This is a genomic window from Mesorhizobium sp. M7A.F.Ca.CA.001.08.2.1 (genome assembly GCF_003998455.1).
Taxonomy (GTDB): Bacteria; Pseudomonadota; Alphaproteobacteria; order Rhizobiales; family Rhizobiaceae; genus Mesorhizobium; species Mesorhizobium ciceri.
The window spans coordinates 1-14443 of record NZ_RZPW01000058.1 but is presented as its reverse complement, the minus strand read 5'-3'; the positions used below and the strand labels follow the sequence as shown (position 1 = coordinate 14443).

At 62.3% G+C, this 14443-nt stretch carries 14 protein-coding genes; 10 read left to right on the top strand and 4 right to left on the bottom strand.

Annotation, left to right across the window (positions count from 1 at the left end; all coding sequences use genetic code 11):
• From EN914_RS06035 to EN914_RS06020, 4 genes are all read left to right on the top strand, one after another.
• Positions 1-1087, top strand: a 1087-nt coding sequence (locus EN914_RS06035) for a Xaa-Pro peptidase family protein (RefSeq protein ID WP_164778663.1), incomplete at its 5' end; no start/stop codon positions are given.
• Between the two features lie 103 nt (positions 1088-1190).
• On the top strand, positions 1191-1871 hold the full coding sequence (locus EN914_RS06030; RefSeq protein ID WP_024504107.1) for an isochorismatase family protein: 681 nt from the start codon (positions 1191-1193) through the stop codon (positions 1869-1871).
• Complete coding sequence (locus tag EN914_RS06025) at positions 1868-2815, top strand: alpha/beta hydrolase (protein ID WP_024504106.1); 948 nt, start codon at positions 1868-1870, stop codon at positions 2813-2815. The genes EN914_RS06030 and EN914_RS06025 overlap by 4 nt, the downstream gene beginning before the upstream one ends.
• Positions 2816-3226: 411 nt before the next feature.
• The gene (locus tag EN914_RS06020) at positions 3227-4867 is read left to right on the top strand and encodes an ABC transporter substrate-binding protein (protein ID WP_024504105.1); all 1641 of its coding nucleotides are present in this window, start codon (positions 3227-3229) and stop codon (positions 4865-4867) included.
• 511 nt (positions 4868-5378) lie between these two features.
• Here the strand turns inward: EN914_RS06020 and EN914_RS38265 are convergent.
• Positions 5379-5876, bottom strand: a complete 498-nt coding sequence (locus EN914_RS38265; protein WP_024504104.1) for a hypothetical protein — start codon at positions 5874-5876, stop codon at positions 5379-5381.
• 245 nt (positions 5877-6121) lie between these two features.
• Between EN914_RS38265 and EN914_RS06010 the strand changes: the two genes are divergently transcribed.
• The gene (locus tag EN914_RS06010) at positions 6122-6790 is read left to right on the top strand and encodes a hypothetical protein (protein ID WP_024504103.1); all 669 of its coding nucleotides are present in this window, start codon (positions 6122-6124) and stop codon (positions 6788-6790) included.
• 65 nt (positions 6791-6855) lie between these two features.
• Here EN914_RS06010 and EN914_RS06005 read toward each other — a convergent pair whose 3' ends face one another.
• Positions 6856-7509, bottom strand: a complete 654-nt coding sequence (locus tag EN914_RS06005) for a hypothetical protein (RefSeq protein ID WP_024504102.1) — start codon at positions 7507-7509, stop codon at positions 6856-6858.
• Positions 7510-7633: 124 nt separating this feature from the next.
• Between EN914_RS06005 and EN914_RS06000 the strand changes: the two genes are divergently transcribed.
• Entirely contained in the window at positions 7634-7822 is a 189-nt protein-coding gene (locus EN914_RS06000; protein WP_024504101.1) for a hypothetical protein, read from the top strand.
• A gap of 127 nt (positions 7823-7949) precedes the next feature.
• On the opposite strand, the gene lepA is transcribed toward EN914_RS06000, so the two are convergent.
• Entirely contained in the window at positions 7950-9755 is a 1806-nt protein-coding gene (gene lepA / locus EN914_RS05995) for a translation elongation factor 4 (RefSeq protein ID WP_024504100.1), read from the bottom strand.
• A 187-nt stretch (positions 9756-9942) separates the two neighbouring features.
• On the opposite strand from lepA, the gene EN914_RS05990 reads away from it, so the two are divergent.
• The 4 genes from EN914_RS05990 (at position 9943) to msrA (ending at position 13429) form a co-directional block, all read left to right on the top strand.
• Complete coding sequence (locus EN914_RS05990) at positions 9943-11115, top strand: TadE/TadG family type IV pilus assembly protein (RefSeq protein WP_024504099.1); 1173 nt, start codon at positions 9943-9945, stop codon at positions 11113-11115.
• A 355-nt stretch (positions 11116-11470) separates the two neighbouring features.
• Entirely contained in the window at positions 11471-12169 is a 699-nt protein-coding gene (locus EN914_RS05985) for a thioredoxin family protein (protein ID WP_024504098.1), read from the top strand.
• 101 nt (positions 12170-12270) lie between these two features.
• Positions 12271-12549: a hypothetical protein gene (locus tag EN914_RS05980; RefSeq protein ID WP_013528689.1), complete on the top strand. Its 279-nt coding sequence runs from the start codon at positions 12271-12273 to the stop codon at positions 12547-12549.
• A gap of 142 nt (positions 12550-12691) precedes the next feature.
• Entirely contained in the window at positions 12692-13429 is a 738-nt protein-coding gene (gene msrA, locus EN914_RS05975) for a peptide-methionine (S)-S-oxide reductase MsrA (protein WP_024504097.1), read from the top strand.
• Between the two features lie 188 nt (positions 13430-13617).
• On the opposite strand, the gene dnaQ is transcribed toward msrA, so the two are convergent.
• A complete protein-coding gene (gene dnaQ, locus EN914_RS05970) occupies positions 13618-14319 on the bottom strand; it encodes a DNA polymerase III subunit epsilon (protein ID WP_024504096.1) in 702 nt (233 codons plus the stop codon).
• Between the last annotated feature and the right edge of the window lie 124 nt (positions 14320-14443).

Genomic DNA, 14443 nt, shown 5'->3' with positions numbered 1-14443 from the left:
CAACCAGCGCTACGCCACCGGCTCGCGCAACATGTTCGGCTATTTCCTGCGCAACTCGACCCGCTATTTCTTTATCCCGACCGACGGGCCGATCGTGCTGTTCGAATATCCGCAGAGCTATCATGTCTCCATGGTGCTCGACACGATCGACGAGGCGCGGCCTTCCAAGTTGGTCTGGTCGTCGGTCTCGGGCCGCGACGACGAGACCGCAGGTCCGTTCGCCGACGAGATCGCCGAGCTTTTGAAAAAGCATGGCGGCGGCTCGATGAAGCTCGGCCTCGACCGCTGCAGCCATCTGCAGGCGCTGGCGCTGGAAAAGCGCGGCTGTGAGGTCAGGGATTGCCAGGGCGAGATTTTGGCGGTGCGCGCGGTGAAGACGCCGGAGGAAGTGAAATGCCTGCAGGTGTCGATGGCCGGCGCCGAGGCTGCCGTCTATGCGGTGCGTGAGGCGATCAAGCCTGGCGTTTCCGAAAACGACCTGTTCGCCATCATGTATGGCGAGGTCATCCGCCAAGGCGGCGAGTTCATCGAGACGCGGCTGCTGACATCAGGCCAGCGCACCAACCCCTGGTTCAACGAGGCCAGCGGCCGCAAGATCCGCCCCGGCGAACTCTTGGCGCTCGATACCGACACCATCGGCTGCTACGGCTATTATTCGGATTTCTCGCGCACCTTCCGCTGCGGGCCGGGCAAGCCGACGCCCTACCAGAAGTCGCTCTACCGCATGGCGCATGACCAGGTTCAGCACAACATTTCGATCGTCAAGCCCGGCATGGCCTTCCGCGAGATCGCCGAGCAGGCGTGGCAGATCCCCGACCGTTTCGTCGACCAGCGCTACACCTCGGTCATGCACGGCGTCGGCATGCATGGCGAAACGCCGTTCATCGCGCATGCCATGGATTACGAGACCTATGGCCGCGACGGCCATATCGTGCCAGGCATGGTGGTGAGCGTCGAAAGCTATATCGGCGAAAAGGGCGGCAGCGAGGGCGTCAAGCTGGAGGACGAGATCCTGATCACCGAGACGGGCACGGAGTTGCTGTCGCGCTTTCCTTATGAGGACGAGTTTCTGGAGACGCAGGTTTGATACGGGCAACCAATGAGCGCCTCGTTGCCTGGCGCCCCCCTCTGTCCCGCCGGCATACGGAAGGGTCTTTGACTGCCTCGCCCATGCATCACGCAGGCGCCGCATGAAAACGCCCATCTCCCTCAAGCTCGGCACCGTGGCCGCGATCTTCATCGACCTGCAGGAAGAGCACCGGCAGGACCCGCGCTACCTCGTCGAGGGCTTTCCCACGATCCTCGCCAACGTCCAGCGCCTGCAGGCGGCGGCGCGGCAGAACCATGTGCCGCTCTACCACTGGGCCTACATCGTCGATCTCGACAGCCAGGACCGCCCGTTTCATCCGCTCGGCGAGGACGGCAAGTCGGCCTTTTCCGACAAGAGCGATCCGCTGACCGAAATCTGCCATGAGGTGGCGCCGGCCAAGGGCGAGGCGCTGCTGATCAAGGCCGAGGCCAGTGCCTTTCGTTCGGGGCCGGCGGCGCGCGACATCAAGTCTTCAGGCATCGAATGGCTGGTTGTATCGGGCGTCTGGACCGAGGCCTGCATCGACGCGACGGTCAAGGATGCGGTGGCCAAAGGCTTTCGCGTGCTGCTGGTCAAGGATGCCTGCGGCAGCGGCAGCGCGGCCATGCACCAGACCGGTATCCTCAACCTCGCCAACCGGCTCTATGGCGGCGCCGTCACCGACACCGACGGCGCCTGCCGGCTGCTGGCGGGCGAGACCGTCACCGCCTGGCAGGTCGAGGGCTCGGTGCCGCTGCGTTTCAGCTTCGACAACGCGGCCGCGCTCTACGCCGATCTATGACGCGCGGCCCCTACGAAACACGGCTCGACCCGGCCCTTTGGGCCTATATCGACGCCGTCAATGCCTGGTATCCGCCCGAAATCATCGGCCTGCCGATCGACAAGCAGCGCGCCGTCTATGACCGGATGAGCCGGGCCTTCCACCAGGGCCGCCCGGCCGGCGTCAAGGCCAGCGACGGGCTGATCGCCGCCGCCGGCCGCGACATCCCGGTCCGGCGCTACCGGCTCGAGGGCAACGCCGCCCAGGCGATGGTGATCTACTACCACGGCGGCGGCTTCATCCTCGGCGGGCTCGAAAGCCATGACGACATCTGCGCCGAGCTCTGCGCCGGCACAGGTTTCGACGTGCTGTCGGTCGATTACCGGCTGGCGCCGGAGCATCTTCATCCCGCCGCCTTCGACGATGCGGTGGCCGCCTTCGAATGGGCAGCGGCGAGATCAGGCCTGCCGCTGGTGCTGTGCGGCGAAAGCGCCGGCGGCAATCTGGCCGCGGCGGTGGCGCAGGCGACGCGCCGCCACGCCAGCGCTGCCATCGGCCAGGTGCTGATCTACCCCGAGCTCGGCGGCGACGAGCGTGCCGGCTCCTACATCGAACACGCCGACGCGCCGCTGCTGTCGGTGGCCGACGTCGCCTTCTACCGCGACGTCCGCTCGGCCAGGCGCCAATCGCTGGACGATCCGACGTTTGCGCCGCTGCGCGACAAGGATTTCACCGGCCTGCCGCCGACGGTGATCGTCACCGCCCAATGCGACCCGCTGTCGTCGGATGGCGAGACCTACCGCGACCACATTGTGGCCGCCGGCGGCAAGGCGTGGTGGCACGAAGAGCCGAGGCTGGTGCACAGCTTCCTGCGCGCAAGGACGACGGTGCCGGCAGCCGCGGAAGCGTTTGCGCGGATTGTCGGCGCGGTTGGCGCGCTGGGCAGGGGCGAGTGGCCGTATTGAGCAGTTGCCGACGGTAAAGCGCCAATCTCCCCCCTTGAGGGGGAGATGCCCGGCAGGGCAGAGGGGGGCGCTGTCCCGCCGACCTACCTTTCTGATTGAAGTTCAGACTGACGTGTCTTGGTAACGAAGTGCACCGAAGGTTTGCGATCCTTGGCGCCCCCCTCTGTCCTGCCGGACATCTCCCCCTCAAGGGGGGAGATTAGCCCTGCGGAACCCCGCACAATCACTGCGGAAAAGCGAACACTCCGCAGCGTCACCCCGCTCTATCATTCCCCCTCAGGCAACGGCGCCCCGGCGGTCGCGTCCGCCCCCGCGCCTGTCGATCGGCCGGGGCGATTTTTCTGTGCATGCCATTGTCCCAAAACCGCTGGGCACTTTTGGGCGGCATGCATCAACAACAGGGGAACGACGATGAAATTCATGCTGACCGACCGCAAACTCCACCCGCAAGCCAAACCCGTGGCCGACGATTTCAAGGCCGGCGGCATCAACCGCCGCGAATATCTGGCGCTGATGGCCGGGCTCGGCGTCAGCGCCGCCGGGGCGCTGGCGCTGGGCGGACTTGGCACCATCCCTGCTCGCGCGGCGGAACCCAAGAAGGGCGGCGTCCTGCGCGTCGCCATGAACGTCAAGGGTTTCAAGGACCCGCGCACCTTCGACGGCGTCGAGATGTCGAATGTCGCCCGCCACTGCAACGAATATCTGGTGCGCTGGAACACCGACTTCTCCTTCGAGCCCTGGCTGCTCGAAAGCTGGGAGGCGAGCGACGACGCCAGGACGCTGACCCTGCATGTGCGCAAGGGCATCTCCTGGTCGAACGGCGATGCCTTCAACGCCGACGATGTCATCCACAACCTCACCCGCTGGTGCGATGCCTTGGTGCCCGGCAATTCGGTCGCCGCGCGCATGGGCGCGCTGGTCAATGCCGAAACCAAGAAGGTCGTCGATGGCGGCATCGAAAAGGTCGACGACTTCACCATCAAGCTGAACCTGCCGAAGCCCGACATCTCGCTGATCGCCGGCATGGCCGACTATCCGGCACTGATCATGCACCGCTCCTATGAGGGCGACGGCGATCCCCTGAAGGCGCTGGCCATCACCACCGGTCCCTGCGAGCTGGTCAGCTGGGATGCCGAGACGGGTGCCGAGGTGAAGCGCAAAGAAAAGCCCTGGTGGAAGGGCGAATTCCATCTCGACGGCATCAAATGGGTCGACTACGGCTCCGACCCCAACGCCATGCTCTCGGCCTTCGAATCCGGCGAGATCGACACCGACCACGAGACCGCTTCCGATGCCGTCTCGCAGACCGAGACGATGGGGCTGATGAATTCCGAGATCGCCACCGGCTCGACCATCGTCGCCCGCTTCAATGTCGCCAACGCGCCCTATGACGACGTCAAGGTGCGCCGCGCCGCCCAGCTCGCCGTCGACAATGCCGCCGTGCTGGCGCTCGGCCTCGGCGGCCGCGGCAAGCCCGCCGACAACCACCATGTCGGCCCCATGCACCCCGAATATGCCGATATCGGCCCGGCGAAGCGCGACGTCGAGCAGTCGAAGAAGCTGTTGGCCGAGGCCGGCAAATCAGACCACGAGTTCGAGCTCATCTCCGTCGACGTCGAATGGCAAAAGAGCACCGGCGACGCCATCGGCGCGCAGATGCGCGAGGCCGGCCTCAAGATCAAGCGCACCGTGCTGCCCGCCGCCACCTTCTGGAACGACTGGAGCAAATACCCCTTCTCCTGCACCGAATGGCTCGGCCGCCCGCTCGGCGTCCAGGTGCTGGCGCTGGCGTATAAATCCGGCGCCGCCTGGAACGAAAGCGCCTATGCCAATCCCGAATTCGACACGCTGCTCGACAAGGCGCTGGCCACCCCGGACGCCAAGACGCGCAAGGAGATCATGGCCGGCATCGAGAAGAACCTGCGCGATTCAGGCATCATCATCCAACCCTACTGGCGCTCGGTCTACCGGACGTACCGCAAGGGCGTGGAAGGTTGCGAACAGCACCAGGCGCTGGAGCAGCACTTTGATAAGGTGTGGATTGAGAGTTGAGAGGCGGTCCGCGCTAGCGGACGTAAAGCCAATTGCTTGGCTTTACGAGCCTCGAACGCTCTGAGCCTGCGAAGGGCCGGGCGACGGTGATGCGCCGGCATTTCTAACCTTCTCCCCTTGTGGGAGAAGGTGGATTGCCGCGCAGCGGCAAGACGGATGAGGGGTGTTCCAGCTTGGCGATACGCCAACAGTAAACGCCCTGAACCAGAGCAGAACCTTCACCGCCTCACTCCGTCACGCACCCCTCATCCGTCTCGGCGCTGCGCGCCGATCCACCTTCTCCCACAAGGGGAGAAGGTCAGAAGCGTCAGCGCCCCTTCAAGTGCAGGGCTAGCCGGTGGATCGCTGCGATCATCTGCGGGTTGAAAATGGCCGGCGCGAATGCCGGTGAGGCAGTTGCCTGAGCCCGCGCCGGCCACTGGCGAACCTGGGTCCGCCGCCCGGATTTTTTACCGCCCCGCCGATGCCCGATCAACCAGGCCGGACGCTTGGTACGCAAGCGAACAAAGCTTCACCGCTCCGCCCTCAGCAGCGTCCAGATCCAGCCGACAAAGGTCAGCACCAGGAACGGATAACCGGCGGCGGGCAGCGGTGCGGAGGTCGGCAGCAAGGGCGCACCCCAGAGGATCATGCAAGCCGAGACGACAAACAGCGCGGCGGCCACCAGCGCGGTGAGCCGCATCCACAGGGCAAATGTCCTGGGCACGCTGACCATGACCAGTGCCGCCGCCCAAAGCGAGATGCCGCCGACATAGGAGGGCACGCTGGCCTCCAGCCCCGCCGCATTGCCCGCCATTAGCAGGGTTTCGCCGGCCAGGAAGGTCAGGAACCCGGCAGCGATGCAGTCATGGCCCAGCCGCTGGTATTTCATCGTCAGCAGCGCGGTGGCGACCACCAGTGCGGCACCGTCGATCGTCCAGAGTGTTTCGCGAAGTGGGGCGCTGGCGACGAAGGTGCCGGCAAGGCCGAGAGAAGCGACGGTGTCTGATGTGGACGTGGGACGTTTCAAAGAATGGTCTGCTGCGCGGAGGTAACGCATCGGCCGGTGCGTATTTGACCGCATCGGGCAAGGCAACGACCGCTCGTAAGTGGCAGATCAGCAGTTATGTTCTCACGTGGATGTAAAGGATCAGAGGCCACGTACAATCGGAAGGAAGAAAATCTGTATTTAGATTTGCAGTCGTTGAAAATTTCAGCGACTCACTAGAGATTCTGCGCACGCGATATGGATCGCCGTTTTTAAGGGGATATCGAATGTCTTTGGAGCGTATCCACCTAAGAAAATTACTGAGATTTTTCTACCTGCCAACCAAAGCAAGAATCGCTGCTCTTCGGGACGACATCCGATCGGATCTCAGGAAGGATGCCGGCGTGGCGTCAGGGGGTGGGGATTATCATGTCCCTTTCTGGACAGACGCTAAACAGCACGCCGCAGGACAGGGAGATTTGCCTCAACTCACCCATAGCCGTGTCGCCGCGAATCCGCGCCGCCAGAGACTCTACCCTTTGCTGCAAGCAGGCTTTCTAACTTGGTGGAATGAGAAACGGCGTTGGATAAATGAGCCGTTTCAGATTTTAGACTATAGCGTGAAGAATCATTTTCGCCTGCCGACAGTCAACTGTGTCGTAAAAATCGAGAATTTGCTTTCCGTCAAAATCGGCGACGAATCTCACCGCCTAGTATATCCATACTTTAGCGAAGAGCCTGTGTTAAATGAGGAAGGATCTAGGCTAGGTATCTGGATACTCAGTCAGTCACTTCCGAATTTTTCGCCTAATGACTTCCGTGTGTTGGATGTCCTTCGAGGCACGTCTTTTGCAACAATCGATCACCCTCTGCAGGGAAATGAGGAGGCGCTGTTCATGGGCTACTATAATGCACTCCTAACTGAGTGGGAAAAACTTCGAGAGGAGTATCGCTAGAACGCGCCCCCTCTTGCTCGTCGCTTGCCCAAAAAGGAAGGCCGGAGCGTCATTGGGAACAAAGACTAATTTGATCGTGTGGCGAATAGCAGACTTGTCAATGGTTGGCCGGGCATACCCATCTCTGGCGTTTTTTGAATGTCATATTCGATGTCCGCTGCTCGTAGAGCTGCGATGAGAGTCTTCGCGTCCTCAGTCAGCATTTCTCCAGCATGCGATTGGACGGCTATTCCGGTGGGTGGTGGATTACCTAATCCCATCACACCGCCCTCCATCAGATCCCAACCAAGCTTCCTAAGCAAAGTACCAAATTGGGCATATATTTTACTGCTCTCGGAACTGCCCATATCTCTGATCAACTTGATAGATCCCGGCTTTTTGACGAGATGGGTCGAAAGAATTCTCGATTGCTCTGGGTCAAGGTTTCTTGGCTCCAGTGCGGCAAGCCGCCTCTCTAATCCAGAAATCAGGCTCCTAGCCTCGTCAGGTGTCGCGCCATTTAGCTTAGATTGATACTCGGCAATTCTCTCATCCTTTGCGATATGCCGATTTTCCAATGTAGCAATGTCACTTTTCAGATTTGAGATTGTCCTATTCAGCCACGTCCGCCCTACAGCTACGCCACCACCGCCTATGATGACGACCATAGTGACGAACACCCAAGGTGCTTCAATCACCACTGCCCAGTTATCTTTGAGAAATTGAATCGGATCATTCATGCTTAAATTCATAGCAGCGCGGCCATGGTACGTCACCGCATCCCTGCATTGGAGACATAATAAACATAGCGTGCTTCACATCGCGAATCGCGCTATGTTCATCATCTGTTCGAAGGAGGTCTATATGGCTAAGAACACAGGGGACGACTATCGTCGGGGTGCGGTAACCGGCAGAACCCAATTCCAGCACGAAAATGGCGATTGGCAAAAACGCGACGAGCGAAACGGCCAATTCATGGAGCGTAAATCCACGGAAGGCCCTTTCAAAGGTGTCGCGAAAGAGCCGGACGGTCGGGATACAAAGAATTCCTGACTCTGCACTGTTGGTGGCTAACCCCCACCGCGCAGCGTCCACGCCCCGCTGGCGGGGGGCCCGCTGCCTCCGGCAGCCCCGCTTTCGAAGATGATGACTTGGCGCGCTCAGCGCGCCAGCCGGCTTCTCAATCCCCCATCTTCAGCGCTTGGATAAACGCCTCCTGCGGGATATCCACCTTGCCGAACTGCCGCATCCGCTTCTTGCCTTCTTTCTGCTTGTCCAGCAGCTTGCGTTTGCGCGAGACGTCGCCGCCGTAGCATTTGGCGGTGACGTCCTTGCGCAGCGCGGAGATGGTTTCGCGGGCGATGACCTTGCCGCCGATGGCGGCCTGGATCGGGATCTTGAACAGGTGGTTCGGGATCAGCTCCTTCAGCTTCTCGCACATCTGCCTGCCGCGCTTTTCCGCCGCCGTGCGGTGGACCAGCATGGAAAGCGCGTCGACCGGCTCCTCATTGACCAGGATCGACATTTTTACCAGGTCGCCTTCGCGGTAGTCGGTCAGGTGATAGTCGAAGGAGGCGTAGCCCTTGGAGATCGACTTCAGCCGGTCGTAGAAATCGAAGACGACTTCGTTGAGCGGCAGATCGTAGATCAGCATGGCGCGCTTGCCGACATAGGACAGGTCGGCCTGGATGCCGCGCCGGTCCTGGCAGAGCTTCAGGATACCGCCGAGATAGTCGTCGGGGGTCAATATGGTGGCGCGGATCCACGGCTCCTCGATCGCCGAGATCTTCACCACGTCGGGCATGTCGGCCGGGTTGTGCAGTTCCTTCATTGAGCCGTCGGTCAGAGCCAGCCGATAAACGACGCTGGGTGCCGTGGCGATCAGGTCGAGGTTGAACTCGCGCTCCAGCCGCTCCTGGATGATTTCGAGATGTAAGAGGCCAAGGAAGCCGCAGCGATAGCCGAAGCCGAGCGCGGCGCTGGTCTCCATCTCAAAAGAGAAGCTGGCGTCGTTGAGGCGCAATTTGCCGACTGCGGCGCGCAGATCCTCGAAATCGGCGGCGTCGACCGGGAACAGGCCGCAGAACACCACCGGCTGCGCCGGCTTGAAGCCGGGCAGCGCCTTGGCGGTGGCGCGCTTGTCCTCGGTGATGGTGTCGCCGACGCGGGTGTCGGCCACTTCCTTGATCGAGCCGGTGAAGAAGCCGAACTCGCCGGGGCCGAGCTCGTCGACATTGATGCGCGCCGGCGTGAACACGCCGGTGCGCTCGACCAGATATTTGGCGTCGGTGCCCATCATGCGGATGGTCTGGCCCTTCTTCAGCACGCCGTCGATGACGCGCACCAGCACGATGACGCCGAGATAGGCGTCGTACCAGGAGTCGACCAGCATCGCCTTCAGGGGCGCCGTGGCGTCGCCTTCGCGCGGCGGCGGCAATTGGTGGACGATGGCCTCCAGGACATCCGGAATGCCGAGGCCGGTCTTGGCCGAGATCAGCACGGCGTTGGAGGCGTCGATGCCGATCACCTCCTCGACCTGCTCGCGGATGCGCTCGGGCTCGGCGGCCGGCAGGTCGACCTTGTTCAGCACCACGACGATCTCGTGGTTGTTGTCGATCGCCTGGTAGACATTGGCCAGCGTCTGCGCCTCGACGCCCTGGGAGGCATCGACGACCAGCAGCGAGCCCTCGCAGGCGGCCAGCGACCGCGACACTTCATAGGCGAAGTCGACATGGCCGGGCGTATCGATCAAGTTGAGGATATAGTCCTCGCCATTGTTGGCGCGGTATTTCAGCCGCACCGTCTGCGCCTTGATGGTGATGCCACGCTCGCGCTCGATGTCCATCGAGTCCAGCACCTGCTCCTTCATGTCGCGCAGCTCCAGCCCGCCGGTCAGCTGGATCAGCCTGTCGGCAAGCGTGGATTTGCCATGGTCGATATGGGCGACGATGGAGAAATTGCGGATGTGGTCGAGGGGCGTGCTCATGGCGCGCGTTTAGCAGGGGTGGCTTGCCCGAGCAAGCTGTGCGCCTTTGCCGGAGCAGGCAGCACGGGCGCCTGTCGCTTTTTTCGCGCTTTTCGCGAAAAATCTATAAATTTTAACCAAGCCCGTTAGAGCATAATTTGCGAACGGGATGTTAGCGGAGGGAAATATCTGATGTAAGGACGAAGGCATGCGGGGGCTTGCAGGCAGTTTTATCGAGTCGCGGAGCGGCTCGTTCGCACCGATACTCATTCTTGCCATGATACCGTTGATCACCGCGATCGGCTTTTCCGTCGACTACACCTCCGCTGTCCAGACCAGGTCGACCGAGCAGGCGGCACTCGACGCCGCGATCCTGTCGATCACCACGATGGATACGGCCTCGACGAAGCCGCAGCGCCAGGTGGCGATGCAGGCTTCCTACGTGGCCAATGGTGGACAGGGCACCGCGACGCTGAACAGCTTCGACGTCAGCGCCAACGGCACCGCCACCGCGCAGGCCTCGGCAAGTTTCGCCATGCCGACCGTGTTCATGCAGATCGCCAGGATTCCCACGGTAACGGTCGGCGTCGCGTCGGCGGTGAGCAAGACGCCGGCGCTGGTCGAAGCTACGTTCAATGTCGATCACGTTTCGGGCTACTGGAACAAGACCATGACTCTGTACGGCCTTCCCTACGGTTGGACCTCCACGACCACGCCGACGGCCATGATGAAGGCCAACTATAACTACAAAGCGTATAGTTATTCCTATACGAGCGGTGGTAAGACCTATACCGCTGCCGAGCCGAAAGGTTACGGGACGACAACTATTACCACGGGACCAACCGATACGCTGGTTCAGACCCAACTGTGCACGACAGTAGGATCAACAACCGATTTCACGGCCACTGCGGGAGTTTACAAAAGCACCGCGGTGGCAAAAAGCGGAAAAACGAACGGCTCCACCGTCTATTTCAAGACGACGTGCGCGACCACGAATTCCGCCGGAAACAGCAGTGGCGCAACAATCAACGTGAGCACGATGGACAAGCTCTATCTGCAGATGGATGTGCCGTCCGGGCCGGTCAACCCGCTCAGGTCGAACAATACAGACACGTCGAACCGGCTCTACCTCGGCGCCGGGTACAGCACCGCGGCACAAAAGGCCCTGAACCCTTCCAAATACCTCCCCGTCGAGGTTGCCAGCAACACGGTCGTCGACATCTTCGCCGTGGTGCCCTGCAGCGAGACCAGCGATCAGGCATGGGAAGACGGCGGCAACAATCCTCCACTGCCAGACGTTACGAACGCCGACTTCTTCTACAGCGTGATGGGCAAGTGCGACTTCAACAAGCGACCGTCCGACACACTGCTGACGCAGTAGAATTTGCCGATCCCCCCGTGCGGGGGAGATGGCCGGCAGGCCAGAGGGGGCGCTGTCCCGCCGGCTTTGCCATATCCGTCTCCCACTTTCTCTTACCGATCTGACCATCATTCTATTGTCGCTCGACGCTGCCATTGTGCCTCTGTTGGTGCTCTACGCCGCCCCCCTCTGTCCTGCCGGACATCTCCCCCACGAGGGGGGAGATCGGCTGTCGCGATCGCCGGTGCCGCTCTCCAGCGCAGCAAAGCGACGAACCTTCATCACAAACCGGTGAGCGCTGTAACGAAGGCGCCGACAGCGGCGAAGTGGGGATATCTGCGGTGCTTCCAGGCGCCGCCGCCCACGGAGCAAGCCGATGTCGCGATCCTGTACGTTCATCAAAGTGTCCAGCCTCTCGGCGATTGCGCTGGCAGCGTCGCTCGGTGCGGCGGCGGCCCAGCCGCTCAGCGTGGTCGAGCTGTTCACCAGCCAGGGCTGCTCGTCCTGCCCGCCGGCCAATGCCAATCTGATCAAGGTCAAGGACCAGCCCGGCGTGCTGGCGCTGTCGTTCAACGTCACCTATTGGGACTATCTCGGCTGGAAGGATATCTTCGGAAAACAGGAATTCACCCAGCGCCAGGTCAGCTACGAGCCGGCGCTCGGTCATGACGGGCCGTTCACGCCGCAAGTGGTGGTCAACGGCCATGCCGATGTCGTCGGTGCCGCACCCGGCGAAATCGAAAAGCTGATTGCGGCGAGCGGCCGGACAAGCGGCCCGGCATTGTCGCTCGATGACGGCAAGATCAGCATCGGCGCCGGCGCCGCACCTGGCGGCCACGCCGATGTCTGGCTGGTGCGCTATGCCAAGGGCGTCGTCGAGGTGCCTGTGGCGCGCGGCGAAAACACCGGCCGCACCTTGCCGCACGCCAATGTCGTGCATGCGCTGAAAAAACTCGGCAGCTGGACCGGCGCGGCAGCGACGTATCCGCTGCCCGCCGCTGCCGGCGGCCTGAGCACCGCCGTGCTCGTGCAGTCGCCCGGTGGCGGACCGATCCTGGCTGCCGCGACCGACTAGATCGCGCTTCGACAAGAGATTGCGCAACGCCGCATGGAGCGGCGCCGCATAGCACGGCCGCCAAGAGGGCGCGCCTTCACGACCAACCCAAGGAGATCATCATGACCATTTCCCGCCTGACGCTGCCGGCGCTCGCTCTCGCTCTGTGCTCGACGGCGCTGTTTGCCGGCGGCATTGCCCGTGCCGACGACGCGACCAATGCGATGAAGCCGGCTGCAAATGCCATGAAACCGGCCGCGGATGCGATGAAGCCGGCCGCAGACGCCATGAAACCTGCAACGGAGGCGATGAAGCCTGCCGACCCGATGGCCACCAATTCCATGAAGCCGGCGGCTGACGCCATGAAGCCGGCAACGGATGCGATGGCTCCGGCCAAGTAAAGGCGGTGCTGTTTCCGGCTTCGGTCCCGCGGGTCCGAAGCCGGATGCACGTGAAAGTGAGGCTTCGGCCGCAACTCGCCCGTCGCAAGATCGTATCTTATCCAATAGACTCCACATGATGGACGTCACAGGAGCTCAAGCCATGACCGACATTCAAAAACCAGTCATCAGACAATCGTCGAACGTCTTCCGCAGCGCGCTCGCCGTTCTTGCGCTGGCCGCCGCTGGCGCCGCCTTCTGGCTGACGCCGGCGGTTTCGGCCGAGGACGCGGTGAAGATCCCGCCGCCGGCACTCGACGAGAAGGCGGCCACCGGCACTGAAAAGGCAATCTTCGCCGGCGGTTGTTTCTGGGGCGTGCAGGGCGTGTTCCAGCACGTCAAGGGCGTGACCAGGGCCGTCTCCGGCTACACCGGCGGCGACAAGGACACCGCCGTCTACGAGACGGTCGGCTCAGGCCGTACCGGGCATGCCGAATCCGTCGAGATCACCTACGATCCGTCGAAGGTGACCTACGGCCAGCTGCTGCAGGTCTATTTCTCGGTCGCCCACAACCCGACCCAGCTGAATTTCCAGGGTCCGGACTCCGGCACGCAGTACCGCTCGACGATCTTCGCCGAAAACGATGCCCAAAAGAAGATCGCGCAAAGCTACATCGCCCAGCTCGACCAGGCCAAGGTGTTCCCGGAGCCGATCGTCACCACGCTGGAAACCGGCAAGACCTTCTATCCGGCCGAGAACTATCATCAGGACTTCCTGACGCTGAACCCGACCTATCCCTACATCGTCTACAACGACCTGCCCAAGGTGGCGAACCTGAAGGCCCTGTTCCCGGCGCTCTATAGCGAGAAGCCGGTGCTGGTGCTGGCGGCGAGCAATTGAGTTGAGTGCGAGAAGCGGGGGTGGGGTGTGCCAAGGGCGGCGACGCCCCGTCCGTTCGCCATCCTAGGGCGAAGCAAGGAGCGAAGCGACGCGGCGCAGACCCTAGGATGACGAAGGCGTGGGACTCTGCGGCCAATTTCGAGGGTTGGCTCCACCAACCTCGCTGCCAGCCGGCCTCCACCTTGCCGCTAGCCAGCCGCAACCTTCAGCCACAGCGCCTTTTCGCCAAGCGTGGCGACCATGCCGGCGTGCGCGGCGCGTTCGGCTTCGGTGACGCGCGGCAGCAGGGGTGCCGGGCGCTGGCTGATGATGATCTCGATCTGGCGGACATTCTCGCCCTGGGCCGGCGCGGTGGCGCTATCGAGGATAAGGGCCGCCTGCTTGCCGCCGATCAGTTCGATATAGACCTCGGCCAGCAATTCGGAATCGAGCAGGGCGCCGTGCTTGGTGCGCTTGGTGTTGTCGATGCCGTAGCGCCGGCAGAGCGCATCGAGCGAATTAGGACCCATCGGGTGCTTGCGGCGCGCCAGCGCCAGCGTGTCGACGACGACGCCGTTGTCGATGACAGGGTGACCCAGCCGGCCGAATTCGACGTTGAGGAAGCCGACATCGAAAGTGGCGTTGTGGGCGACCAGCTTGGCGCCGTCGGTGAAATCCAGCCACTCCTGCACGATCTCGGCGAAGGTCGGCTTGCCCGCGAGGTCCGCCGCGCTGATGCCGTGCACCGCCTGTGCCTCGGCATGGATCGCGCGGCCTTGCGGGTTGATGTAGTGGTGGAAGGTCCTGCCGGTCGGGAAACGGTTGACCAGTTCGACGCCGCCCAGCTCGATCACGCGGTCGTCGCGCGAATCGAGGCCGGTGGTTTCCGTGTCGAAGATGATCTCACGCATCGAATCAGTCGCTCCAAAGGAGCAGAATCATGAGAGCGGAACAAAATGGCAATGAGAAACTATGATGGCCAGGGCAATCGCACAGGTTTGCGCCACCCCTCATCGCCCTGCACCTTTCCTCTCC